The organism is Pseudomonas sp. FG86 (assembly GCF_057808775.1).
Window position 1 is genome coordinate 1 of sequence record NZ_JBMDIS010000097.1, and the last position, 23,662, is coordinate 23,662.

A 23,662-nucleotide genomic window follows, 5' to 3' on the forward strand; every position below is an offset into this window, starting at 1 on the left:
GCGTTCTTATTGGGGCTGCTGCGCAGCCCAACGCGGGGCAAGCCCGCTCGCCACAACAGGCCCGCTCGCCACATTTTTAGCACTCCTGTGGTCGAGAGAGGGAACGTTACCTCAAGCTGGCTTCGACTTTCTGCGCCACATCCTCCGTCAACCACGCCTTCCACACCTCTGGGTGTTCCTTGAGGAACGCTTGGGCGACCTCCCGCGGCGCGGTGTGATTCTCGCTCATCGTCGCCAAGGCCTTGTTCAGCGGTTCAATGGGGAACTCGACCTTCTCGAAGAACCCGGCGATCTGCGGATGCGCCTTCTGGAATGGCGTGGATACGCCAATGCTCAATTTGGATGCCAGCGAACGTGTCGGTTTCGGATCGGGATTGTCCGCGTCGGTCAGGGTCTTCCAGGCCTCGGCATCAAATGGCGGTTCTTCGAGCTGGATCAGCTTGTAGCGCCCCATCAGCGGCGTCGGCGACCAGTAGTAGAACAACACCGGCTTGCCACGGCGAATCGACGAAGCGATCTCGGCGTCCAGCGCCGCGCCCGAGCCGCTGCGGAAATTCACATAACTGTCGTCCAGGCCATAGGCCTTGAGCTTCTGCTTGTTCACCACTTCGGAGGTCCAGCCAATCGGGCTGTTGAGAAAACGACCCTTGCCGGGTGATTCCGGGTCTTTGAACACGTCCTTGTAACGCGCCAGGTCCTTCACGCTCTTGAGGTCCGGTGCCAGGGGCTTGAGGCCTTTGGCAGGATCACCCTTGACCACGTATTCCGGCACCCACCAACCTTCGGTGGCCCCCTTGACCGTATCGCCCAGGCCCACCACCTTGCCTTCAGCCTCGGCCTTGACCCACACCGGGCTGCGCCCTGCCCACTCTTCGCCGATCACCTGGATATCGTTCTTGGCCAGGGCGGTTTCCAGGGTGATGGTGGTGCCTGGCAAGGTGTCGGTGGGCAGGTCATAGCCCTTCTCGACGATAAACCGCAGGACCTCGGTGATCAGGCTACCGCTTTCCCAGTTCAGGTCGGCAAAGTGTACCGGCGCCTCGGCAGCCGATACCGAGGCCACGGATAGTCCCAGGGTGGTCAGGGACGCGGCCAACAGCGATTTCAATCCTTTCATGCCTTTGCACCTCGCATTTTCTTGCAGCCATGGCGGACGGCTTTGCTGCAATGCGCGAAGCCTCTGAATAGTTAAGTCAACTCAACTGTAGTAGAGGTTCCGAGGGACAAAGGATGTTCGTGGTATTGACCGATTACTCACTGGCCTTGAAGGTCACCAGCTCACCCTTGCGCCATTTGGCGGCCTTGCCGGTCACGGCCTTCAGGGTCTTGGTCAGGCCCTCCTGCAGTTGCTCATGGGCGGCAAATACCAGCATCACGCTGTGGCCTTCCTTGAAGACAATGCCCTGGCCCTCGGCGCAGGACACAAAGGCGTAATCACCCAGGCCATACACCGTCAACTTGATATCGCGGAACTTCAATTCAAACTTGCCGCCTTCGCGACTGGGTAATACCGCGGCGCGGAAATGGTCACCGACCTTGAGTTCCAAACGCGGTTTATCATCCACCACCAGTGCGGTTTCGGTATCGATCTCGGCGATATAGATACCTTCCGGCGTCTGCTCAGTGATGTAGACGAAACGGGATTGAAACTGCTTGACCAACTTTGCGCGCAAATCACCCAGCACGAATAACGCGTGCATATCCAGATTACTGACTGCCAAGGAAACGCCCCCACATCGAAAAAAGCACCGTCCGCCAGAGCGGGCAGCACGAAAAAACGGCCGTAACGGCACGATCACACAACACATTCTTTGAAAAAAACTGAAGAAAATCCCGCTGCTGCGCCGTAAGACTAGTACAGGCGTGCACGATGGACCTCTTGCAAGGTCATCAGGCGTCACAGGAAATCACAGGTTCAACGACACGAGAATACGCGCCGACCAGCTTCAGAGAATAACCCCATTAAAAACGCAGTTTCCGACAACTCATACAAACACACACACCTTGGCATGGAACCAGGCAGCGGCCACTGGCGACAATACTAAAACAGCAACACGGGTCAAAACCACCCGAAACGCTGGTGGTGAGTCCACAAGATAGATCGACAGGAGCTGACCATGCTACGACAACAACACGACGCTACGTCTTCCCGCACTCGTTCATCATGTCACGACGAGCGCCAATACTACTGCTTGCACAGCTCCAACGGGTACTCGAATTCGGTTCTTTACCAAGTTGTTCCGGCCGGCAGGAATTTCTTTCATATCCTCGAAGTCACCAGTGGCAGGATCCGAGGATTTCGCAGCGACCACAACCAGGCCTGCGAATTGGCCAAGCAATTGGAGAGCGCCCTGCACGCCCTGCACGGCGGAATCGTTTCGTCACCTGGATGACTTTACTGCGCCACCGCCCTTCAACAACTGCCATACTGGCCCGTCCATTGAAGTTTGCCCCCCGCGGGTCAGGTTTCATCAGTGCAGTTACCTTGAAGGGAAGGCTATACGTGACGGAATTTGATATTGGCGAATTTTTTATTCATGGCGATGCCAGGGAAGTAGACGGGGAGTTTCAAGCAGTTATCGTGATGCGCGCCAAGCCGCCCTTGACCACCGTTACAACGCACCAAGTCGAAAAAGACCGCTGGTTCAAGACACTCGACACTGCCGCGATCGCGGCCAAGGAAGCCGCCAAGGCCCTCAAGACCGCCGTCGATTGCGGGGCACTGACCTCCTGACAATCCGATCGAACTCTACCGCGCCCCAAGCCTCCGATGCATACCCCACCTGAAAAACCTGCACGGAGAACGATATGGACGCGCCGATACCTACGCTGGAAACCCTATTTGCACAACTGGGCCTGGATTCAACCCCGGAAGGCATTGACGAATTCATCGCCGGGCATCCTTTGCCCGCGGGCGTGAAACTCATCGATGCGCCTTTCTGGTCGGACCGGCAGGCAGAGTTTCTCAAGGAACAGCTGCGCGAAGACGCCGAATGGGCGATCGCGGTGGATGAACTGAACCAGCGCCTGCATCAGTCGCAATAACCTCCCTCAATGCAGGCTGCCTGATTGTTCCAGGCGCAACAACGCTTGCCAGGCAGCCCTGCACGCTTGCGCTTCATCCCGGCTGGCGAAGGCGGTGCCACGCGGCTCACCGTTGACCAGCACCACCCAACACGCATTCTGGCCCAGCGCACGCAGGCTTGGCGGCACGCCACTGCCAATCATCACGGCCACATCGACTTTGTTTTGCATGAAGCTTCTCCGCAACATTAGTTAGCTGGCTAACAATATTGCCCATGCTACGGTTTTCCTCCCGTTGGAAAAAGCCATCTTCGGAACAGCTTCCTTGCATAAACCGCAATAATCCCTAGCGCGCGGCCTTGGTGCCTTCGGGCTTGTAGCCCAGGCGCAAACCGCCCCAATGCCGGCCCCGGACCATGATCGGCACCGACAGGTCGTGCATCAGCTCGCCGGTATCGCGGGTGTAGGTCTGGAGCAGCACCGCTTGCTGATGGCTGCCGCAGCGAATTCCGGTACGGTCATCGAACTTGCGCTTGGTGCGGTTCTGCACCGCATCGACCTGGGCATCGCCCGTCAAGGCCTGGGAAAACGCCTTGTTGTGGGTTGGCACATAACCTTGTTGGGTGCAGGCGATCGCAAACACCAAGCCTTCATGACGCGGCAGCAATGCTTCCTGGATCGCCGGCAGGACCTGGTCGGTGTAACCGTCGAACCGCGTGTGGTATTTGCTGGGGCTGGTGTTGGGGATCAGCGTGTAGCTGCGGTCGAACAAGTCGTCCAGGGTGATGCGGTTTTGCAGCACATCCGCCTCGAACTGCTCGGCAATCCGGCTCGCACCCTCGCGCGCCAGGTCATAAACACGCTGGTGATAGTCATCCAGCCCGACGGCGGCCAGGCGTTCGCTGATGGTTTCGGCCTGCCCTTCCATCTGCACGGCGGCGCCGGCCAATTCACGGGTTTGCTGGTCGCTCACGTCCAGGTCGCTGCGCATCTGTTCCACCGCATGGAACAGGCTGTCCAATTGTGCGCGGTTGGTGTCGGTGCCCTGGGCGATTTCATTGACCTGCCCTTCCACGTCCGCCGCCAGGCTGGCGATGCTCTCCAACTGCTCGCCTGCGTGTTCCACCTGTTCGACGCCGGTGTGCAAGTCCACCGACAGTTGGCGAATCTGCTCCACCACCTGTGTCGTACGTTGCTGGATATCCGCAACCATCAGCCCGACTTCATCGGTGGCCGTGGCAGTACGGCCGGCCAGGCCGCGCACTTCGTCGGCGACCACGGCAAACCCGCGGCCATGCTCACCGGCCCGCGCCGCCTCAATGGCCGCATTCAACGCCAGCAGGTTGGTCTGGCTGGCGATGGATTGGATCACCAGGGTCACACGCTGGATTTCCTCGCTGCGCTGGCTCAGCGCTTCGATCAGTTCGCGGCTGGCATTGGCGCGCTGGCTGAGTTGGCGCATGCGTGTGATCGACTGAGTCAGGACCTCACGCCCCTCCGTGCTGCGCTGATGGGCCTGACTGGCCGCGCCCAGGGCTTGGCGGCTGAGCTGGGAAGTGACTTTTTCAGTATCAATCATCACTTCGGCGTTGCTGACGATCTGCTTGGCAGCGCTCAATTGCGATTGCACGCGAGCGGCCAATTGCTTGACCGAATAGGCCACGCCGGCAGCGGACAACGCGTTATGGCTGGTGGTATAGGAAAGATCGCGCGTCAGGTCACCGATGGCATCGGCGGCGTCGGACGACGAAAGGCTAAGGGCAGGTTTTTTCAGGCGTGGCAGCCAGATCACCAGCAAGGCCAGTGGCACGCACAGGTATATCGGCAGGCTGGCGAACGCAAGGCCCAGCAGTACCAGCACCAGGGCGGTGCTCTGCAGAAGCGGCGTCAACCAGCCGGGCAGCCCGCGCACCACCGCTTGCGGAGGCACTGCTGCGCCCATCAGAGATCCGTCTCCAGCCATCTTCGTCACCCCGCTGTTTGTCATTGTTGTCCCTGCATTAAACGCCACTATCCAGCCATTATCCATGGGCCTTTAGTGGGGTAGCTTGCAGCAGATCAATAGACGGGGCGTAACGGTATTTCCCCGGGGCACCGCAGTCGCGGTCCCCGGCTTCAATGCATCAGGCTTGGCGCTGGTGCTTGTCGATCTGCTCGTGGCGCTCTTGCGCTTCGATGCAGTATTTGGTGGTCGGGCTGATCAGCAGGCGCTTGAGGCCGATAGGCTCGCCGCTGTCATCACACCAGCCAAAGGAATCTTCCTTGATGCGTTCCAGTGCGCGCTCCAGTTGCGGCAGCATGCGCTGGTCGCGGTCGATGGCGTTCACCAGCCAAGTGCGCTCTTCCTCGACGGAAGCGGCGTCAGCCGGGTCCGCCGGGGTGTCCAGGCTTTCAATGGCGATACGGTTCTGTTCAATGCGCTCGTGGTGTTCGACTTTCATGTCCTGCAGCAACTTCTCGAAAAAAGCGTGCTGTTCGGCATTCATGTAGTCATCCGCCGGCATGGCCAGCAACTTTTCCTTTGTCATTGATTTCTCTATAAAAAATACGTGCATTAAGGCGAATAAGGGAGCGTTCCGGTCGACCTGTGCAAGTCTCGGAAAGGCGCCGTCCATTTCAAGCGCCACCCGGCACTCAATTTACGAGGGGCGGCAGTCTAAGGCCGACTTGAGGGCTCAGCAACTGAAAAGACAGGCATTTTTTCCGGGACAACCCCCAAAGGCACCAGGACGGGCTTGGTGAACGGGTCATCGGAGTGTGTTTATAGCAAGAAATTCAATGTTGTGGAGCTATATAGAAGACAAACGGTTGAAACAGACTGTTTATCATTAAATGTGGGAGAGGGCTTCCCCCCTCCTGCATTCAGTGCTCAACAGTCGCACGTTCATTTAGCGCTTAAGCTTGCGCTTGTTGCGGTATTGGTCGATCACCACCGCGACCACGATGATCAGGCCCTTGATGATGTCCTGGATGTACGCATCCACCCCGACGAAAGTAAACCCGCTGGCCATCACCCCAAGGATCAGCGCGCCGATCACGGTGCCGGTAATGCGCCCTACCCCGCCTGCCAGGCTCGTACCGCCGATCACCGCAGCGGCAATCGCGTCCAGCTCATAAGACATCCCCATGCCGGCCTGGCCGGTGGCCGCACGCGCCGAAGCGACCACGCCGGCCAGGCCCGCCAGCAACCCGGCAATGCTGTAGACGATGATCAAGTGACGCTTGACGTTGATCCCCGAGGTACGCGCCGCCTGCATATTGCCGCCGATGGCATAGGTGTACTTGCCGTACTTGGTATAGCGCAGGGCGATATGGAAAATCACCGCCACCACCAGGAAGATGATCACCGGCATCGCGCCATGGCCGATGGCCGTGTAGGAGTCTGAAAGCATGCTCACTGGCTGGCCTTCGGTGTAGTAACGCGCCAGGCCACGGGCCGAGACCATCATGCCCAGGGTGGCGATAAACGGCGGGATACCGGTGACGGCAATAATGCTGCCGTTGATCGCCCCCGCCAGCAGCCCCACCCCGAGGCCCATCGCCACCGGGATCCAGACCGGCAGGTCGGTCAGGGACGGAAACACCGCCCGGGAAAAATCGGAAGTCTGTGCCAGACTGGCGGCGATCATCGCCGATAATGCGAGCACCGAGCCGGAAGACAGGTCGATGCCGGTGGTGATGATCACCTGGGTCACACCGATGGCCAGCAGGCCGATGATCGATACCTGCAGAATCATCAGCACCAGGCGCTGGGAGTTCATCAGGAAGCTCTGGTCGCGCACGATCCAGCCGAACAGCTCAAACACCAGGCCGATACCGATCAGCACCAGGAAGATGCTCAGTTCGGTTGGCAAACGTCGACGGTGCTTGACCGGTGCCGTGGCAGGCTTGTTATCTGTTATTGCGTTCATAGCCAATCACCTTCTTATTCTATGGCGCGGGCCAACCGCAGGCCCGCGCGGCTGTTCGTCAGTGGACCACCGGCAAACCGGAAGCCAGATGCATGACTTTTTCCTGGGTCGCGTCCGCACGGTCCAGGGTGCCCATCAGTTCACCCTCGTGCATCACCATGACCCGGTCGCTCATGCCGAGCACTTCGGGCAGCTCCGAGGAGATCATGATCACGGCCATGCCTTCACTGGCGAGAAAGGAAATCAGACGGTAAATCTCGGCCTTGGCCCCCACATCGATACCGCGGGTCGGCTCATCAAGGATCAACAACCGAGGGTTGGTCATCAGCCAGCGTGCCAGCAGTGCCTTTTGCTGGTTGCCGCCCGACAGGGTGTCGATGCACTGTTCCAGGGACGGGGTCTTCACCCGCAGCTTCTTGCACATGTCTTCGCACAGCGCGCGCAAGGCTTTCTGCTGGATAAACCCGTTGCCCGAATACAGCGGCAGCACCGCCATCTCCATGTTTTCCAGCACCGACAGGCACGGGAACAGGCCGCTGAGCTTGCGGTCCTCGGTCAACAGGGCAAAGCCTTTCTCGATGGCCATGTGCGGGTCGGTGATACGCACCGGCTGGCCATCCAGGGTGATCTGGCCGCTGGAGCTTGGGGTGATCCCGAAAAGGGTTTCCGCCACATTGGTGCGGCCCGAGCCCATCAACCCGGCGATGCCGAGGATCTCGCCGGCATGCAGGTCGAACGACACGTCCTTGAACACGCCGTCCAGGCTCAAGTCGCGCACCGACAGCAGCAGCTCGCCGATCGGCGCTTCGCGCACCGGGAACAACTGGCTGAGTTCACGGCCGACCATCATCGAGATCAGGCTGTCGCTGTTCATGCTGTCGGCCCGCTGCAGGCCGATATAGTGACCGTCGCGGAACACCGCCACCTCGTCAGCGATGGCGAACACTTCGTTCATCTTGTGGGTGATATAGACAATGCCTTTGCCCTGGGACTTGAGGTCGGCAATGATCGAAAACAGGTGCTCGACTTCCTTCTCGGTAATCGCCGACGTCGGTTCGTCCATGATCAGGATGTCGGAGTCATAGGACACCGCCTTGGCGATCTCCACCATCTGCCGCTCGGCGATGCTCAGGTTGCCGACGTGTTCCTCGGGGTCCAGATTAATACGCAGGCGCGCCAGCAATTCGGCGGTGCAGCGGTGCATTTCGCGGTGGTTGACCATGTGCAGGCTGTTGAGCTGCTCACGGCCGATCCAGATATTCTCGGCGATGCTCATATGGGGCATCAGGTTGAGTTCCTGGTGGATCATCGCGATCCCGGCCTTCTGCGCGGCCAACGGTGTCTCGAACACAATCGGCTGGCCCCGCAGGCGGATTTCCCCGCTGTCGGGCTGGTAGATACCGGCGATGATTTTCATCAGCGTCGACTTGCCCGCGCCGTTCTCGCCCATCAACGCCAGCACCGACCCGGGGCGTACACGCAATTGCACATCGGCCAGGGCCACGACGCCGGGAAAGCCTTTGCTGATGTTGACGATTTCCAGCAGGTAGGGTTCGTCCAGCGGCAAGGGCTGGATACCCGGAGACTGCGAGACAGTGGCTTGAGCGAGCATAAGGGGTACTCCATCTGCAGGGCGGCCGTAACCGCCCTGCCGGCTTATTGTTGTTATGTCAGGGCTACTTGAAGTCTTTGACGTTGTCCGGGGTGATCAACTGGAAAGGGATCACCACGTTCTGCTCCACCGGCTCGTGCTTGGCCATCTTGCGCGCCGCTTCCACCGAACCCACCGCCTGGCCCTTGGCATCCTGGAACGCCGATACGGTCATGTCGCCCTTGGTGATCGCGCTCAAGCCGTCCGGCGTGCCGTCGACACCCGCGATCAGCACACTGCCCTTTTCCTTACCGGCCGACTTCAGGGCCATGGACGCACCGATGGCCATCTCATCATTGTTGGCCAGCACGGCATTGAATTCGCGGCCCTGGGTCAGCCAGTCGTTGACCAGGGTCATGCCCTTGTCACGCAGCCAGATGCCGGTCTGCTCCTGTTCGATCTTGATCCCCGGGTACTTGGCCAGCACTTCCTTCACACCCTTGGTGCGGTTGGTGGTGGAGTTGTTCGCCAGGTCGCCCAGCAGGATCACGATCTTGCCCTTGCCACCGAGCTTTTCGGCGATGTACTGCATTTGCAGCTTACCGGCCTCGACATCATCGGAGGTGACGGCGACGACGTCCTTGGGCAGGTCTTTCTGGTCCGGACGACGGTTGACGAACACCAGCGGAATCTTCGCGGCGGTGGCGGCCTTGATGATGTTGGCGGTCGACGCGGTGTCGACCGGGTTAACGATAATGGCGTCGACGTTCTGGCTGATGAAGTTCTCGACCTGGCTCAGTTGCTTGACCACGTCGGCGCGAGCGTCTTCGAATTGCAGTTGCACGCCATCGCCCTTGGGATAGGACTTGGCTTGCTTGTCCATGTCTTCGCGCAGGTAGGTCAGGAAGGTGTCATCGAATGCGGACATGCTCACACCCACCTTGAGATCGGCAGCCGTGGCAAAACCGCTGGCCAGCATCATGGACAGGGCCAGCGCGGTAAAACGGATCGGGGTCTTCATGAACGGTCTGTCTCCAATTTCTTGTTGGTTTTGTGGACGTTGCGTTTATCAGAGCGAATTCGAGGGCAGTCGCACAATCGGGGCCCCGGGAATACAGCAGACCAGGGCGCCTTTGTTTTCGACGCACAGCACATTAAGGAAGGAGAAGTAGAATGGCCGGGCGCGGGGCAGGCCGCGTGGCGCAAGGACGGGGCGTAAAACTCGCAGTACAGCGCTGAAGATTTTCATCTGACGGTACCTGGTTGTTTTTGATCTTGTTTTTGTTGAGTCGCCCGAATCGAGTCCGAACGTACTTTCTGCAACCTGGAAAAGACTTTATTAGAAAATAATTTCCATATCAACCTGTTTTAGAATTTTATTCCATTTTTGTTGAAACCACCTGCTGGCGCTCGGCACTGAGGCGTGCGGCATCCAGTAGCCGGGTGGTTTCCAGGGCGTCATAGGCGTCCACCGGCAGCGGTCCCCGGCCTTGCACGGCGGCTTGCAACTGCCGATAGAACTGGGTCCAGCAGCCCTTCTCCGACGGTACCCGCTCGCGCTCCGGCCCCTGTTCGAACCACCCCCAGCGTCGATGCTCCTCAGCGCCCCAGTGCTCGCCTTCGGTTTTCGGCGACTTACCGGCCATCAGCGCCTCTTCCTGGCCATCCAAACCATCGACGGTGTAGCAACCCAAGGTGCCACTGACGCGAAAGCGCGGCGCCTGGCTATTTTGCAGGGCGCTGCCCCATAAGTGGGAAATCACCCCGTTGGCGTGGGTCAGGGCAACGAAGAAGCCATGGTCGAGGGTGGGATGTTGCGGGGTGAACTGCAACTGTGCGAATACCCGATCCACTGGGCCGAACAGTTGCAGTGCCTGGTCCACCAGGTGGCTACCCAGGTCGCGCAACCAGCCGCCACCGCTGGCATTGCCCACCGCTTGCGGGCTGTAGCGCTCCACACGGGACTCGAAGCGGGTGATGGTACCCAGCGCACCGGCGTCGATCAGTTTGCGCAGGGTCAGGTAGTCCGAGTCCCAGCGCCGGTTCTGGTAGACGCTGAGTAACACGCCCTGGCGTTCGGCGGCGGTGATCAGCGCCTGGGCCTGCTCGGCGTTGGCGGCGAAGGGCTTGTCGCTGACCACCGCCACGCCATGCTCGATGGCTTCCAGCACCAGGGCCGGACGGCCCTTGAGGGTGGTGGAAATCACCAGAGCGTCGACACCGGCTTCGACGATCTGGCCGATGCTGTCAAAGGCCTTGACCCCTGGAAGATCAGTGCTCAATTGCTGGCGGCGCTCGGGTGAACGCGTCACCACGCCGACAAACGTGGCGCCTGGCAGCGTTGCAATCAGCGGCGCATGAAAGAAGCGTCCGCCGTGGCCGTAGCCGACTAGTCCTATTCGCATGATCAACTCCTGAGTTGAATTGGAAACCCAATCAACGGTGGGAGGGGCTTGCCCTAATGCCAGTCATTAAGGCTTTTTTGTAGGAGCGAGCTTGCTCGCGAAAAACTCACAGGCGCCGCGTTCATTCAGGAAACACGCGTTATCGTTGACGTTCTTCGCGAGCAAACTCGCTCCTACACCTCCCACATTGACCGAGTGTTAGCCGTAGAAGCGTGGGCGATCCGGCAGGCTGACCTTGACGATCTGCCCACTGCCCTGCGCTTCGATACACGCATCCGCCGCCACCGCAGCCGCAAAGCCATCCCACGCCGACGGCCCGCCGACGTGCCCCGCCAGCACGCTATCAATGAAGGCCTGCAATTCCACGTCATAAGCGCCGATAAACCGGTCTTTCCAATCCATCAGAATCGCATTGGACAGTTTGGCGCCACTGCGCAATTGCACCTGGGACGGTTCCGGCAGCTTGGCGATGCCAGTCTCCCCCACCACTTCGCACTGGATGTCGTAGCCGTATTGGCAGTTCACAAACACTTCGACGTCGATGCGCGTGCCCTTGGCGGTTTCCAACAACACGATCTGCGGGTCGCGCAGGTGGGCCAAGGCTTTACTGGTCTTGCGCGGGAACACCACTTGCACGGAAACATAGTCGTCGTCGAGCAGCCAACGCAGCACGTCCAGCTCATGGATCAAGGTATCGGTGATCGCCATATCGGTCTTGTAGTTCTCACCCACCGTCGGGTTGCGGTGAGCGCAGTGCAGCATCAACGGTTCACCGATCTGGCCACTGTCGATCACCGCCTTGAGGGCGCGATAGCCTTCGTCATACGGGCGCATGAAGCCCACTTGCACCAGACGCTTGCCGCAGGCCACTTCGGCCTCGACGATCTTGCGGCAACCTTCGGCGGTGACCGCCAGGGGTTTTTCGCAGAACACCGGTTTGCCGGCGGCGATGGCGGCGAGCACGAACTCTTCGTGGCTCGGGCCCCAGGAGGTCACGAGAACGGCTTGAACTTCAGGTGAACGGATCAGCGCGTGGCCATCGGCATACACCTCGGCGTCCAGCTTCAAATCGGCCACCACCTTGGCGGCCTGCTCAAGGTTGATGTCGGTCACCGCTACCACCTGGCTGTTGAGCAGGGTCTGGCTGCAACGACGAATATGGTCGCGGCCGATGGCGCCGGTACCGATTACACCTAGCTTCAAAGACATACAAACACTCCTCTTGTTATTAGTACTGCCGGGCCTTGGCCAGGTGTTCATTGAGTTTTTTCGCGGCGGCGTTGGTGCGCTCGCTGGTAGACACCTGCGCCACGCCGACCCGCCACCACGACAGGTAGCCGTGAACCATGGTCTTGGGCAGCACCTTGATATCGATCAGGGTCGAGACCGTCTGCTTGCGCGCGTCGGCCAGGGCGGCTTCCAGCTGTTCCACCGTGCTGACCTTGTAGGTCTTGCAGCCATAGGCCGCCGCGCTCATGGCGAAGTCCACCGGTACCAGGCCGCCGTCGAGCTTGCCGCTCTCGGGGTTGCGGAAGCGGAACTCGGTGCCGAAGCTGTCCATGCCATTGCCGATTTGCAGGTTGTTGATGCAGCCGAAGGCCATGTTGTCGAGCAGCACCACATTGATCTTGCGCCGCTCCTGGATCGAGGTGGCCAGCTCCGAGTGCAGCATCATGTAGGAGCCGTCGCCGACCAGGGCGTAGACCTCCTTGGCCGGCTCGGCGAGTTTCACGCCAAGGGCGGCATTGATCTCATAGCCCATGCACGAATAGCCGTACTCGACGTGGTAGGTGTTGACCCCCTTGCTGCGCCAGGCCCGCTGCAAATCGCCGGGCAGGCTGCCGGCCGCGGCGACGATGATCGCGTCGTCGGCCAGGCGCTCGTTGAGTACGCCGAGCACCCGGCTTTGGGTCAGGCACGAGCCGGTCAGTTCGATAAATTCACGCAGCACGGCGCGGTCCAGGTGGTCATCGACCTCAGGCACGAAGGCGTCGCCCTGGTATTCCACCGAATGCACGCGGTCGACTTCCGCCGCCAACCGGGCCTTGGCCTCGCGGACCTGCTCGCCCCAGCCGGCGCGGTAGTCGCCGAGGGCATCGGCCAGCGCCTCCAGGGCGACTTTGGCATCGCCCAGCACTTGCACGCCGTCGAGTTTCACCGCGTCGCAGGGGCTGATATTGAGGTTGAGAAACGTCACCTCGGCATGCTTGAACAGCGATTTCGACGAGGTCGTGAAGTCGGTATAGCGCGTACCGATACCGATGATCAGATCAGCCTCGGGCGCCAGCAGGTTGGCCGCCAGGCAGCCGGTTTCGCCGATACCGCCAACGTTAAGCGGGTGGCTGGACACCACCGCACTCTTGCCCGCCTGGGTTTCGGCGAACGGAATGTCAAAACGCTCGGCAAAGGCTTGCAGCGCGGCATTCGCGCCGGAGTACTTCACGCCGCCACCGCAGATGATCAGCGGTTTGCGCTTGCCCCGGAAAGCCGCCAACGCATCGCCGATCATCGCGACGGTGGCCGGGCGGCGGTCGATACGGTGCACACGTTTTTGCAGGAAGTAGTCGGGGTAGTCCCAGGCTTCAGCCTGCACATCCTGCGGCAATGCCAAGGTCACCGCGCCGGTCTCGGCCGGGTCGGTCAGCACGCGCATGGCATGAATCGCCGCGGTCATCAACTGCTCAGGGCGGTTGATGCGGTCCCAGTATTTGCTCACGGAGCGAAACGCATCGTTGGTGCTGATGCTCAGGTCGTGGAACTGCTCGATCTGTTGCAACACCGGGTCGGGCTGGCGGCTGGCGTAGACATCACCGGGCAACAGCAGCAACGGGATACGGTTGGCGGTGGCGGTCGCGGCGGCGGTCAGCATATTCGCCGCGCCTGGGCCGACGGAGGCGGTGCACGCGTAGATCTTGCGGCGCAGGTGTTGCTTGGCAAAACCGATAGCGGCGTGGGCCATGCCTTGCTCGTTACGGCCCTGGTGCACGACCAGGTCGCCGCTGTCCTGCTCCAGGGCCTGGCCCAGGCCGAGCACGTTGCCGTGGCCGAAAATGGTGAACACACCGGCGACGAACTTGCTCTGCACGCCGTCGACTTCGATGTATTGGTTGTCCAGGAACTTCACCAGAGCCTGGGCCATGGTCAATCGGGTAGTGGTCATGTGGCGTCCCTTATCGTTTTTGCAGGTGGGCGATGCTTGCCCCCAACGCCTGCTGGATATCCGTCAGCGCATGCACGCTTTCGGCAAACGGCTCGAACGACAGATAGCCGCTGTAGCCGGTGCTGAGCAAGGTGTCGATCTGGGCCGCATTGCCGAGAATGTCGCCCTCACCCACCAGCACGCGGTGGCCGTCGCGGATCGAACTCAGCGGTGCCTCGGCCTCTTCCACGCCGGAGATATGCACCAGGCCGGTCAGTTCGGGGAAAAACGCCTGCTCGCCGGCCAGGTGGTGATGGAAGGTGTCGTGCACCAGGCGGAACACATCCAGGCCACCGATGGACTGGATCGCGTCCACCGCCACGCGTTTGTGGCGCAGGGCACACGCCTGGAAACCCAGCGGCTCGATAAAACCGAGAATCCCGTATTCGCGCAGGATCGGCGCCAGTTCGCTCAGTGCCGTGCGCAGACCGGCAGCACGCTGGGCCTCGTCGCGGGTATCGCCGCGCTCATTGAACGGGCACATCACCAGGCCCTGGGCCCCGCATTCACGGGCGTAGGTGGCGAGCTCGATCGCCTGGGCGCGGCGTTCGGCGTTCCACACATCAAAGGGGTACAGCGCGTTGATCGACAGCACCGTGATGCCCTGTGCCGCGCACATTTCGCGCACGCGGCTGGCCGGGGTGCCGTATTCGATTTGACGGTCCTTGAGGTCGTTGCGAAGCTCGATGGCATCGCATTTCAAGGCCACGGCCAGCTGGATGAAATCCGGTAGGGACAGGTTGGGCGCGACCATACGGTTAAGGGCAAAGCGTAGAGGCGACTTCATTGTTGTTCTCCGTCCAAAACCGGTTAAAGGTCCAGCAGCCAGCTGTGCTGCGGGTCGTTATGGAAATGCCAGGCCCGCTTGGGGCCGGCCATCACGTTCAGGTAGTAGGACTCGTAGCCATACGGCACGCTGACCGGGTGATACCCCTTGGGCACCACCACCAGGTCGCTGTTTTCCACGGCCATGGCCTGGTCGATGCTGCGGTCGTCGGTGTACACCCGCTGGAACACGAAACCCTGGGGCGGGTTGACCTGGTGGTAGTAGGTCTCTTCGAGAAAGCTTTGGTGCGGCAGGTCGTCGGTGTCGTGCTTGTGCGGCGGGTAGCTGGACGAGTGCCCGGACGGCGTGCGCACTTCCACCACCAGCAGGGAATGGGCCGGCTCGCTGTCAGGCAGGATGTCGCACACGTAGCGGGTGTTGGCGCCTTTGCCACGCACGCTGCGCTTGCACTGCTCGGGGCGGATCAGGCGAGGTTCGTAACCCGCCGCACCGGGCGCGGCGCAGACCGCGATTTGCACGTCGCTCAGGGCTGTCACCTGGGCGTCGGTGCCCGGCGGCAAGTAAGCGGCGAACGGCGATTTGTCTTCGAACACCGATTGGCGATCCCCGAGGTTCTGCCAGTTGAAACCTTCGCCCTGGATCGTCACGCGACCGCTGAGCAGCACCAGGCACAGCTCCTGATCGCCGGCGGTGACAGGCAGGGTTTCGCCCAGGCTCAAGCGGTAGGCGGCAAAGCCCACGTACTCCAGGCGGCCGGCTTCCAGGGCGACCATGGTTTGGCCGCGTTTGCTGCTTTTGACCAACAAGCTCATCACCGGGTCCTCTCGCTGAGAAGGGCTCGCAAGGTGTCGTAGCCCTTTTTGGCATAGATATAACTGGGCGCCACCGCCGGGTCCTGCTCGGCTTCCACCACCAGCCACCCTTCGTATCGGGCCGCCAGCAGCACGTCGAGCAGCGCGGCAAAGTCAATATCGCCATCGCCGGGCACGGTGAAGGTGCCGTTGACGATGCAGTCGGGAAAGCTCCACATCTGGTTGCGCGCCAGTTGCACCACCGGCTTGCGCACGTCCTTGAAATGCACGTGGCAGACGCGTTCGATATGCTTGCGCAGCACCTCGAGGGGTTCGCCGCCGCCCATGTAGCAGTGGCCCGAATCGAACAGCAGGCCGACTTCCGGGCCGGTGCGGCGCATCAATTCGTCGATGTCTTGCGGGGATTCGACGTAGGCGCCCATATGGTGGTGGTAGGCCAGGCGCACGCCCTGGGACAGGGTAAAGCGTGCGAGCTCCGTGAGTTTGTCGGCGTAGTCCTGCCACGCCTGCTCACTGTGGAAACGCGGGCGTTCAATCAGGCGGATGCGTGAGCCCTGGATCGAATCGGCGACTTCGCCATACACCAGTACGGTGGCGCCGTTTTGTTTCAGCAGTTCGACGTGGCCGGCGATGGCCTCGATTTCTTCCGCCACCGAGCGGCGGGCCAGGCGGCTGGAATACCAGCCGGAGACCAGCGCCAGGTCATAGGGACGCAATACGTCGCCGACGCCCTTGGCGTCCTTGGGGAATTTGCCGTTGAGTTCAAACCCTTCGTAGCCGATTTCCTTACCTTCGCTCAAGGCAGTGCTCAGGGGCGTTTCACCGCCCAGGGCCGGCAGGTCGTCGTTGCTCCAGGAGATCGGGTTGATGCCAATTCGGATTGCGGGCATGGCTGCACCTATTGTTTTTATCTGACTTAAGCCTGGTGAGATTTGCTTTTATGTGGGAGGGGGCTTGCCCCCTCCCACATTGGAATTGCATTGCACATTGAGAACGGTGATCAGGTTCGGGCACTGCGCCAGGCGTCGATGAGTTGTTCGAAGGTCGCCTGTACCTGCTGAATCAACGTCTCATCATCGATCTCCCCCGCCATCCACAAACGACTCGGTTCCTGGAAGATCGTACGGCCCACGGCAAACCCACGGCAGGTGCTGCTCTGACTGGCGTTGCGGAACCCCTCGGCCAGGCTTTCGGCTGACGCATTCAGGCCCAGCAGTACCACGCCACGGCAGTACGGGTCGCGTTCCTGGATCAGCGCATCGAGCTTTTTCCAATCCTCGGCCGGCTGCGCCTCGATCTTCCACCACGCCGGGTAGATACCCAGGTTGTACAGGCGCTTGAGGCTGCGGTAGAGCACGTCCGGGTAGGTGGACGGATGATCCTTGGGCGGGATGACTTCCAGCAGCAGTTCATGACCGCTGACCAGGGATGCCTCATACACCGCCTTGAGCTGGGCTTCCTGTTCCAGGCGCAGCAATGGCTCGTCATCGGGGTGGTATTGCACCAGGCACTTGATGATCTGCTCCTGGGGCCAGGCGATCAGGTTGCTGCCGATCGACCGCCCATGCTCGAACGCCAGGGGCCGCGAGTTCTGCACCTCCACCGGACGCGCGATCCACCAACCACGACCGCTGGCGGCGTTGAGCGCGTCCTGGCCAAAGCGCTGGTCGGCGAGCAGGCCCACATCGGCCGCCACGCCCTGCTCGCGCAGCTTGTGTTCCACCCGCTCCACCGCCTGGATAAACAGTTGCTTGATCGCACTGATGCGCGTCAGGTCCTGCCCACCGCGCTGCGCCAGGTCGACCAACTGCCAGCGGTGGTCGAAGGCGAAAATGAACAGCTGTTTCCACGCCTTGCGGGGCACGCTGACGCGGTGCAGGCGTTGCAGGGTTGCGTCCTGGTCCGGGCGGGTAATCGGTACCGGGCTGTTGAACAGGTAATCCAGTTCGGCCGGCGTCGGCATGGCCGGGGCGCAGGCGTGGCGGGAGACCACCAGGCCGCCGCAGGCATTGGCCAACTGGCTGCAACGCTCGTCGCTGGCGTCGTTCAGCCAACCGCTGAGGAAGCCCGACATAAAGGCATCGCCGGCGCCCAGCACATTGAGCACTTCAACGCGCACGCCGGGGTAGATCGCACCGTCTTCCAGCCGCGCAGGGATCGCACCGTGAATCACCGTGCAACCCTGGGGGCCGAGCTTGACCACCAGGGTCGCCGGGGTCAGTTCGCGCACGGTGCGCAGGGCGGTGAGCAGATCTTCACTGCCACCGGCGATCAGAAATTCTTCTTCCGTACCGACGATCAGGTCGAAGCGCGGCAGGATTTTCTGCACATGCTGGCTGACCTTCTGGTCGGCGACGAAACGGGTCTCGCCATCGGCCTTGCCCGCCAGGCCCCACAGCACCGGACGGTAGTCGATATCCAGCACCCGCTGGACGTTGTGCTTGGCTGCATAGTCCAGGGCCTGGATGCTGGCCTTGTACACGCCGTCGGTGGAGAAATGCGTGCCGGTGATCAGCAACGCCTTGCTGGAGGCGATAAAGGCTTCGTTGATGTCTTCGCCGCGCAGGGCCATGTCGGCGCAGTTTTCACGGTAGAACACCAGGGGGAAGGTCTCGCGGTCCTTGAGGCCGAGCAGCACCAGCGCGGTGAGGCGCTCCGGGTCGACCTTGATGCCGCTGACGTCGCAGCCCTCACGTGCCAGGGACTCCACCAGGAAACGCCCCATATGGTCGTCGCCCACCCGGCTGAGCATGGCCGACTTGAGCCCCAGCCGGGCGGTGCCGAAGGCGATATTGGCGGAGGAACCGCCGAGGTATTTGGCGAAACTGGACACGTCCTCAAGCCGTGCACCGACTTGCTGTGCATAGAGGTCGACGCCCAGGCGCCCGAGGCAAATCAAATCCAATTGACGCCCACTGGCAAAACGAGTCTGGCCCATGCTGGCTCCTGTTATTTTTATCAGCCTGCGTTGTGCCGCCGTAGCGACGGCAAACGCTCTTGGTGGAAGCAGACTAGAACGTTCAGCGCCCTCAATCAATATTTATTCCAGAATTATTTTTAGTGGAATATTTTTTCCAATACGTCAGCATAGGGGCCTGCCAGCCCGCGTGGATCGTTTCAGCAGACCACGGGCCCGGTGATGCCGGGGTATTTTTTTGCGCCTACCCTGTAGACTTGCGTCCACCCATCAGCGCACCGAAGAACAAGCCAGAAGGATTGCCCATGTCCCGCACCGATCAGCCGGCCACGCCCGAGACCGCTTCCCAAGACACTCTCGCCAGCCCTCCGATCAATGCCGAACGCTTGTTGCAGCTGATCACCGATGAGTACGAAAGCCTGCCGCGCCAGCTCAAGCGCATTGCCAGTTATATGAGCCAGCAGAGCGACCGGATCATGGTCGACCGCATCAGCGACATCGCCCGCGAATGCGAAGTGCACCCGTCGGCCATCGTGCGGTTCTCCCAGCGCTTCGGCTTCAGTGGGTTCAGTGAGATGCAGGCGCTGTTTCGCGAGGCCTACACCCACAAGACCACGCCGGTGCAGAACTACCAGCAGCGCATCCGCAGCATGATCGCCAACAAGTCGCAGAAAGCCAGTGGCGGTGACCTGGCGCGCGAGTGCGTCAACGCCACCCTTTCGGGGATCGAACGCCTGGGGCTGGAGCTCGATGATGCAGCCTTCGAGAAAGCCGTGGACCTGGTGGTCAACGCTGACAATATCTACGTGGTGGGCGTACGGCGCTCCTTCGCGGTGGCCGATTACCTGGTCTACAACCTGCAACACACCAACAAGCGCATTCACCTGATTTCCGGCCTGGGTGGCAGCTACCGCGAGCAGATGCGCAGCGTACGCGCCAACGACCTGGTGATCGCCATCAGTTTCACCCCCTACGGTAAAGAGACCCAGCACTGCCTGCGCATCGCCCAGCACCACCAGGCCAAGACCCTGATCATCACCGATAGCAACCTCTCGCCCCTGGCCAAGCGGGCGAATGCGGTGCTGTTGGTCAATGAGGGCTCGTCGTTTGCCTTCCGTTCATTGAGCGCCACCTTGTGCCTGTGCCAGGCGTTATTCATTGCCGTGGCGTATCGACTGGAATTGAAGGTGGACGAAATTCACGAGCAAGTCGGATTCGACGACTGACGCTCAAACACCGCAGGCCAAATGTGAGAGGGGGCTTGCCCCCGATAGCGGTGTATCAGTCGCCTGATCAGCCGACTGTCACTCTGCCATCGGGAGCAAGCCCCCTCCCACAAATAACCCGGATCAGTGCATGAAGATCGCGATCAGGATGATCACCGGGATCGGCACGCCGAGGAACCACAGAAGTAATGAGCGCATGGTGTTCTCCTTGAATTAACGAACGTAGGTTTCGGTTTCGACGTACACCACGGCATCGCGGCGACGGCCACCAAAGGTCGCGGCGAAGCTGGCAAAGAAGGCGCCGATCAACAGGGCGACAAAGGTCCACAGTGAGGTATAGGCGGCGACTTTGGCGGCCGTATCCGCGGCTTGCTTGGCTTTGAGCTTGGCGTCTTCGACCGCTTTACGGGCATCGCCGTAGACTTTGTCGATACGCGCTTCGGCATCGGCCTGGCTGAGGTTGGTGCGCTGGCTGATCAACTGGGCCAGGTAGGCACGGTCGTCTGCGGCGAGTTGGCCATCATTGCTCAGGGTGCGGGTGAAGATGCGTGCAACCACGCCATGGGCAGCGTCATCACTGACGGCGACCGGGCGATCATCACGAAACAGGCTGTCGACGTAGTAGTCGAAGTCGCCGCCGTTAACGCCTTTGGCTGCACTGCCCGCGGCTTGAGTGATACCGTTGGCCGCGCCTGCTGCCACGCTGGCACCGGCTTTCACACCACCGCTCACCACACTGCTGACCGAACCGACCACCAGCACTGCGGTGATCAGCGTGGCGACCGCCCAGGCCAGGAAGCCATGGGCCGTGTCGCGAAAGTACACCTCATCGCCATGCATATTGGCCCACTTCACCCGCAACCGGCCGGCGATGTAGCCGCCCAGGCCCGAGGCGACGATCTGGGTAAAGGCCAGCCAGACAATGGTGGAAATGCCAAGGCCCTTGGCGCTGATACCGCTGTCGGCCCACGGCGACACCGCCGAAAAGCCCAGGCCGAAGCCCAGCAGCACCAGGATCAGGGACAACGCAGCCGCGGCAGCGGCCCCGGCGAAAATCGCCCCCCAGGAAACCCCGGAGAGCGTGCTCGACTCTTGCAGCGTGGATGAGGATGTAATCATTGTTGTTCAGCTCCCGGCAGGAAATTAAGTGTTACAAGTCTCAAAAGGGACAGTGCAGCCAGCGTGCCAGGCAGTTGAAAAAATAAAATTCATAGTTTTCAAACAGTTAACAAAATTGAACTCCCTTGAACCATGCAACTTGCAATAAATGACTGTTTCAGGCGGGCGTTATGCATTCCCTGTGGGAGGGGCTGGCCCTAATGCCAACGTACAGCCGCTTGTGTAGGAGCGAGGGGGACGCCTAGTTCTTGCTCGCGAAGAACGTCAACGATAACGCGTGTTTCCTGAATGAACGCGGCGCCTGTGAGTTTTTCGCGAGCAAGCTCGCTCCTACAAAAATGCCTTGACCGACTGGCGTTAGGGCCTTCCCCCCGCCCTCACCGGCCGATGCCCGCCATGAAACTTGTGTCAGTTTTGCCAATATGAAGTTTTATTTAGGAAGCATTCAGCCATTTCTTGGCAAAATGCCCCCACTTCTAGTGTGAATCGCTCACCAGGTAATCCTATGACCCGCATTTTGACTATCGAGGATGACGCCGTAACGGCCCGCGAGATCGTCGCCGAGCTGAGTAGCCATGGACTGGACGTAGATTGGGTGGACAACGGCCGTGAAGGCCTGGTCCGCGCTGTGAGTGGTGATTACGATCTGATCACCCTCGACCGTATGCTGCCGGAACTCGATGGCCTGGCCATCGTCACCACCCTGCGCACCATCGGCGTGTCGACACCGATCCTGATGATCAGCGCGCTCTCCGATGTGGACGAACGCGTGCGCGGCCTGCGCGCCGGTGGCGACGACTACCTGACCAAACCCTTCGCCTCCGACGAAATGGCCGCCCGCGTCGAGGTGCTGCTGCGACGCAAAAGCACGGTCAAGGAATTTGAAACCGCGTTGCGCGTGGCCGACCTCGAACTCAACCTGATCAGCCGTGAAGCCAGCCGCGCCGAGCAACCCCTGAGCCTGCTGCCCACCGAATACAAACTGCTGGAATTCCTGATGCGCAACACCGGGCAGATCCTGTCGCGGATGATGATCTTCGAGGAAGTCTGGGGTTATCACTTCGACCCGGGCACCAACCTGATCGATGTCCACATCGGTCGCCTGCGCAAGAAAATCGATCCACCGGGCCTCACGCCGCTGATCCGCACGGTACGAGGTTCCGGTTATGTCATTGCTGAACCCCTCTAAGGGCTGGCGTTCTTCCAGCAGCCGCTTGCTGGCGCTGTACAGTTCGCTGTTCGTGGCCTGGAGTTGCATCCTCATGGGGGTGCTGTACTACGAGGTGTCGGGTTACCTGGGCGACCTGTCGCGCCATTCGCTGATGCAGCGCCAGCATCTGTTCCAACGCTTCGACGGCGAAGAACTGGTCGAAGCCCTGACCACCAGCATGACCTTCGACATGAAGGGCGTGGACGCCTATGGCCTGTTCGACGAGCAATTTCGCCCGTTGAGCGGACCGATCCGCGCGATCCCGCCAGACCTGCCGAGGGACGGCAAGATCCACGCCCTGGTCAATTGCGTCGACTCTGACGACCCGAAACTGCCCAAGGACAGCTGCGACGCCGTGGTGACCCATACCGACGACGGCCGCTGGCTGGTGCTGGTGCGCGCCAACGGTTCGCTGTTCGGCGTGACCCGGATCATCTGGCATGCGTTGTTGTGGGCGCTGTCCCTGACCATCATCCCCGGCGCGGCCGGCTGGCACCTGTTGCGGCGGCGCCCGCTACGGCGAATTCGCGGGATCCAGGCCAGCGCCGAAGCCATCGTCGCCGGCGACCTCACCCACCGTTTGCCGCTGTCGAATCGGCGTGACGAGCTCGATATGCTCGCCGCCATCGTCAACGCCATGCTCGACCGTATCGAGAAGCTGATGAACGAGGTCAAGGGCGTGTGCGACAACATCGCCCACGACCTGCGCACCCCGCTGACCCGCCTGCGGGCGCAGCTCTACCGTATCCGGCAGGAGGCAGAGAAAGACTCGGGCTACGCCGTGAAACTGGACGACGCGATTGCCGAGACCGATACCCTGATGGCGCGCTTTCGCGGGCTGTTGCGCATCTCGGAACTGGAAGACCACCAGCGCCGCTCCGGCTTCCTGGTGATGGACCCCCTGCCCCTGTTACGCGAACTGCATGACTTCTACCTGCCCTTGGCCGAGGAAGGCGAATTGCACCTCAGGCTGGATGTTCCGGAGTCCCTGCCGTGGATCACCGGCGACCGTGCCCTGTTGTTCGAGGCCCTGTCCAACTTGCTGAGCAACTCGATCAAGTTCTCCCCACCGGGTGGTGAAGTGATTTTGCGCGGGCTCAATGACGCCGGCAGCACACGCATCGAAGTGCACGACTCCGGGCCAGGCATACCGGCAGCGGAGCGTGATGCGGTGTTCCAACGTTTCTATCGCGTGGACGAAGGCGACCAGCGAGGAGGCTTCGGGCTGGGCTTGTCGATTGTCGCGGCGATCATCAACTTGCATGGGTTCAAGTTGGAAGTCGGTACCAGCGAGCAAGGCGGTGCGCGCCTGGTCCTTGAATGCCGCCAGCAGCTGATGCCCGAAGCCTGAGAGCCTGTGGGAGATTCCCCTACCTGTGGCGAGGGGGCTTGTTGTGGCTAGCGGACCTGTTGTGGCGAGCGGGCTTGCCCCGCGTTGGGGCGCGTAGCGGCCCTAAAACC

At 61.0% G+C, this 23,662-nt stretch carries 22 protein-coding genes; 5 read left to right on the plus strand and 17 right to left on the minus strand.

Annotation, left to right across the window (positions count from 1 at the left end):
* Window positions 1-106: 106 nt before the first annotated feature.
* Both ACODSV_RS31610 and ACODSV_RS31615 read right to left on the minus strand, forming a co-directional pair.
* Window positions 107-1,117 (minus strand): ABC transporter substrate-binding protein, encoded by a 1,011-nt coding sequence (locus ACODSV_RS31610; protein WP_024076011.1) that lies wholly within the window; start codon window positions 1,115-1,117, stop codon window positions 107-109.
* A gap of 133 nt (window positions 1,118-1,250) precedes the next feature.
* On the minus strand, window positions 1,251-1,700 hold the full coding sequence (locus tag ACODSV_RS31615; RefSeq protein ID WP_051448895.1) for a hypothetical protein: 450 nt from the start codon (window positions 1,698-1,700) through the stop codon (window positions 1,251-1,253).
* An 803-nt stretch (window positions 1,701-2,503) separates the two neighbouring features.
* Between ACODSV_RS31615 and ACODSV_RS31620 the strand changes: the two genes are divergently transcribed.
* Window positions 2,504-2,734, plus strand: a complete 231-nt coding sequence (locus ACODSV_RS31620) for a hypothetical protein (protein WP_069075805.1) — start codon at window positions 2,504-2,506, stop codon at window positions 2,732-2,734.
* Window positions 2,735-2,808: 74 nt separating this feature from the next.
* Window positions 2,809-3,045, plus strand: a complete 237-nt coding sequence (locus tag ACODSV_RS31625) for a DUF2789 domain-containing protein (RefSeq protein WP_150054364.1) — start codon at window positions 2,809-2,811, stop codon at window positions 3,043-3,045.
* Window positions 3,046-3,051: 6 nt separating this feature from the next.
* Here ACODSV_RS31625 and ACODSV_RS31630 read toward each other — a convergent pair whose 3' ends face one another.
* The 14 genes from ACODSV_RS31630 to ACODSV_RS31695 all read right to left on the minus strand — a co-directional run bounded on the left by ACODSV_RS31630 (window position 3,052) and on the right by ACODSV_RS31695 (window position 18,667).
* The gene (locus ACODSV_RS31630; protein ID WP_024076016.1) at window positions 3,052-3,255 is read right to left on the minus strand and encodes a hypothetical protein; all 204 of its coding nucleotides are present in this window, start codon (window positions 3,253-3,255) and stop codon (window positions 3,052-3,054) included.
* Window positions 3,256-3,370: 115 nt separating this feature from the next.
* The gene (locus tag ACODSV_RS31635) at window positions 3,371-5,053 is read right to left on the minus strand and encodes a methyl-accepting chemotaxis protein (RefSeq protein ID WP_370531076.1); all 1,683 of its coding nucleotides are present in this window, start codon (window positions 5,051-5,053) and stop codon (window positions 3,371-3,373) included.
* Between the two features lie 94 nt (window positions 5,054-5,147).
* A complete protein-coding gene (locus ACODSV_RS31640; RefSeq protein WP_003191666.1) occupies window positions 5,148-5,552 on the minus strand; it encodes a TraR/DksA family transcriptional regulator in 405 nt (134 codons plus the stop codon).
* Between the two features lie 360 nt (window positions 5,553-5,912).
* On the minus strand, window positions 5,913-6,935 hold the full coding sequence (locus ACODSV_RS31645) for an ABC transporter permease (RefSeq protein WP_024076018.1): 1,023 nt from the start codon (window positions 6,933-6,935) through the stop codon (window positions 5,913-5,915).
* A 58-nt stretch (window positions 6,936-6,993) separates the two neighbouring features.
* Entirely contained in the window at window positions 6,994-8,547 is a 1,554-nt protein-coding gene (locus ACODSV_RS31650) for a sugar ABC transporter ATP-binding protein (protein WP_069075806.1), read from the minus strand.
* Window positions 8,548-8,611: 64 nt separating this feature from the next.
* A complete protein-coding gene (locus ACODSV_RS31655) occupies window positions 8,612-9,547 on the minus strand; it encodes a sugar ABC transporter substrate-binding protein (protein ID WP_024076020.1) in 936 nt (311 codons plus the stop codon).
* A 48-nt stretch (window positions 9,548-9,595) separates the two neighbouring features.
* Window positions 9,596-9,775 carry a hypothetical protein gene (locus tag ACODSV_RS31660; RefSeq protein ID WP_081730344.1) on the minus strand — a complete coding sequence of 60 codons (180 nt, stop codon included), beginning with the start codon at window positions 9,773-9,775 and terminating at the stop codon, window positions 9,596-9,598.
* A 127-nt stretch (window positions 9,776-9,902) separates the two neighbouring features.
* Window positions 9,903-10,931: a Gfo/Idh/MocA family protein gene (locus ACODSV_RS31665; protein WP_150055837.1), complete on the minus strand. Its 1,029-nt coding sequence runs from the start codon at window positions 10,929-10,931 to the stop codon at window positions 9,903-9,905.
* 198 nt (window positions 10,932-11,129) lie between these two features.
* Window positions 11,130-12,140 carry a bifunctional inositol 2-dehydrogenase/D-chiro-inositol 1-dehydrogenase gene (iolG, locus tag ACODSV_RS31670; RefSeq protein ID WP_024076022.1) on the minus strand — a complete coding sequence of 337 codons (1,011 nt, stop codon included), beginning with the start codon at window positions 12,138-12,140 and terminating at the stop codon, window positions 11,130-11,132.
* Window positions 12,141-12,159: 19 nt separating this feature from the next.
* On the minus strand, window positions 12,160-14,091 hold the full coding sequence (gene iolD / locus ACODSV_RS31675; protein WP_069075809.1) for a 3D-(3,5/4)-trihydroxycyclohexane-1,2-dione acylhydrolase (decyclizing): 1,932 nt from the start codon (window positions 14,089-14,091) through the stop codon (window positions 12,160-12,162).
* A 10-nt stretch (window positions 14,092-14,101) separates the two neighbouring features.
* Window positions 14,102-14,917: a TIM barrel protein gene (locus ACODSV_RS31680; RefSeq protein ID WP_024076024.1), complete on the minus strand. Its 816-nt coding sequence runs from the start codon at window positions 14,915-14,917 to the stop codon at window positions 14,102-14,104.
* Between the two features lie 23 nt (window positions 14,918-14,940).
* On the minus strand, window positions 14,941-15,729 hold the full coding sequence (gene iolB / locus ACODSV_RS31685) for a 5-deoxy-glucuronate isomerase (RefSeq protein ID WP_024076025.1): 789 nt from the start codon (window positions 15,727-15,729) through the stop codon (window positions 14,941-14,943).
* Window positions 15,729-16,619 carry a myo-inosose-2 dehydratase gene (gene iolE, locus ACODSV_RS31690; protein WP_150054201.1) on the minus strand — a complete coding sequence of 297 codons (891 nt, stop codon included), beginning with the start codon at window positions 16,617-16,619 and terminating at the stop codon, window positions 15,729-15,731. The genes iolB and iolE overlap by 1 nt, the downstream gene beginning before the upstream one ends.
* 110 nt (window positions 16,620-16,729) lie before the next feature.
* Complete coding sequence (locus tag ACODSV_RS31695) at window positions 16,730-18,667, minus strand: bifunctional 5-dehydro-2-deoxygluconokinase/5-dehydro-2-deoxyphosphogluconate aldolase (protein ID WP_069075811.1); 1,938 nt, start codon at window positions 18,665-18,667, stop codon at window positions 16,730-16,732.
* 284 nt (window positions 18,668-18,951) lie between these two features.
* Here ACODSV_RS31695 and ACODSV_RS31700 point away from each other — a divergent pair, with 284 nt between their 5' ends.
* Window positions 18,952-19,872 carry a MurR/RpiR family transcriptional regulator gene (locus ACODSV_RS31700; RefSeq protein WP_024076028.1) on the plus strand — a complete coding sequence of 307 codons (921 nt, stop codon included), beginning with the start codon at window positions 18,952-18,954 and terminating at the stop codon, window positions 19,870-19,872.
* A 213-nt stretch (window positions 19,873-20,085) separates the two neighbouring features.
* Here ACODSV_RS31700 and ACODSV_RS31705 read toward each other — a convergent pair whose 3' ends face one another.
* Window positions 20,086-20,991 (minus strand): hypothetical protein, encoded by a 906-nt coding sequence (locus ACODSV_RS31705; protein ID WP_024076029.1) that lies wholly within the window; start codon window positions 20,989-20,991, stop codon window positions 20,086-20,088.
* A gap of 505 nt (window positions 20,992-21,496) precedes the next feature.
* On the opposite strand from ACODSV_RS31705, the gene ACODSV_RS31710 reads away from it, so the two are divergent.
* Both ACODSV_RS31710 and ACODSV_RS31715 read left to right on the plus strand, forming a co-directional pair.
* Window positions 21,497-22,180 carry a response regulator transcription factor gene (locus tag ACODSV_RS31710; protein WP_003219726.1) on the plus strand — a complete coding sequence of 228 codons (684 nt, stop codon included), beginning with the start codon at window positions 21,497-21,499 and terminating at the stop codon, window positions 22,178-22,180.
* Window positions 22,158-23,552 (plus strand): sensor histidine kinase, encoded by a 1,395-nt coding sequence (locus ACODSV_RS31715; RefSeq protein ID WP_069075812.1) that lies wholly within the window; start codon window positions 22,158-22,160, stop codon window positions 23,550-23,552. Before ACODSV_RS31710 ends, ACODSV_RS31715 begins: the two co-directional genes overlap by 23 nt.
* Window positions 23,553-23,662: the final 110 nt, after the last annotated feature.

Bases quoted from the DNA above. Each gene is read 5' to 3' on its own strand.
- iolB (WP_024076025.1), bottom strand. From the start codon at position 15,729: ATGAGCTTGTTGGTCAAAAGCAGCAAACGCGGCCAAACCATGGTCGCC.
- ACODSV_RS31715 (WP_069075812.1), top strand. From the start codon at position 22,158: ATGTCATTGCTGAACCCCTCTAAGGGCTGGCGTTCTTCCAGCAGCCGC.
- ACODSV_RS31705 (WP_024076029.1), bottom strand. From the start codon at position 20,991: ATGATTACATCCTCATCCACGCTGCAAGAGTCGAGCACGCTCTCCGGG.
- ACODSV_RS31645 (WP_024076018.1), bottom strand. From the start codon at position 6,935: ATGAACGCAATAACAGATAACAAGCCTGCCACGGCACCGGTCAAGCAC.
- ACODSV_RS31650 (WP_069075806.1), bottom strand. From the start codon at position 8,547: ATGCTCGCTCAAGCCACTGTCTCGCAGTCTCCGGGTATCCAGCCCTTG.
- ACODSV_RS31640 (WP_003191666.1), bottom strand. From the start codon at position 5,552: ATGACAAAGGAAAAGTTGCTGGCCATGCCGGCGGATGACTACATGAAT.
- iolD (WP_069075809.1), bottom strand. From the start codon at position 14,091: ATGACCACTACCCGATTGACCATGGCCCAGGCTCTGGTGAAGTTCCTG.
- ACODSV_RS31700 (WP_024076028.1), top strand. From the start codon at position 18,952: ATGTCCCGCACCGATCAGCCGGCCACGCCCGAGACCGCTTCCCAAGAC.
- ACODSV_RS31610 (WP_024076011.1), bottom strand. From the start codon at position 1,117: ATGAAAGGATTGAAATCGCTGTTGGCCGCGTCCCTGACCACCCTGGGA.
- ACODSV_RS31615 (WP_051448895.1), bottom strand. From the start codon at position 1,700: ATGCACGCGTTATTCGTGCTGGGTGATTTGCGCGCAAAGTTGGTCAAG.
- ACODSV_RS31630 (WP_024076016.1), bottom strand. From the start codon at position 3,255: ATGCAAAACAAAGTCGATGTGGCCGTGATGATTGGCAGTGGCGTGCCG.
- iolE (WP_150054201.1), bottom strand. From the start codon at position 16,619: ATGCCCGCAATCCGAATTGGCATCAACCCGATCTCCTGGAGCAACGAC.
- ACODSV_RS31625 (WP_150054364.1), top strand. From the start codon at position 2,809: ATGGACGCGCCGATACCTACGCTGGAAACCCTATTTGCACAACTGGGC.
- ACODSV_RS31695 (WP_069075811.1), bottom strand. From the start codon at position 18,667: ATGGGCCAGACTCGTTTTGCCAGTGGGCGTCAATTGGATTTGATTTGC.
- ACODSV_RS31660 (WP_081730344.1), bottom strand. From the start codon at position 9,775: ATGAAAATCTTCAGCGCTGTACTGCGAGTTTTACGCCCCGTCCTTGCG.
- iolG (WP_024076022.1), bottom strand. From the start codon at position 12,140: ATGTCTTTGAAGCTAGGTGTAATCGGTACCGGCGCCATCGGCCGCGAC.
- ACODSV_RS31680 (WP_024076024.1), bottom strand. From the start codon at position 14,917: ATGAAGTCGCCTCTACGCTTTGCCCTTAACCGTATGGTCGCGCCCAAC.
- ACODSV_RS31655 (WP_024076020.1), bottom strand. From the start codon at position 9,547: ATGAAGACCCCGATCCGTTTTACCGCGCTGGCCCTGTCCATGATGCTG.
- ACODSV_RS31665 (WP_150055837.1), bottom strand. From the start codon at position 10,931: ATGCGAATAGGACTAGTCGGCTACGGCCACGGCGGACGCTTCTTTCAT.
- ACODSV_RS31710 (WP_003219726.1), top strand. From the start codon at position 21,497: ATGACCCGCATTTTGACTATCGAGGATGACGCCGTAACGGCCCGCGAG.
- ACODSV_RS31635 (WP_370531076.1), bottom strand. From the start codon at position 5,053: ATGGATAATGGCTGGATAGTGGCGTTTAATGCAGGGACAACAATGACA.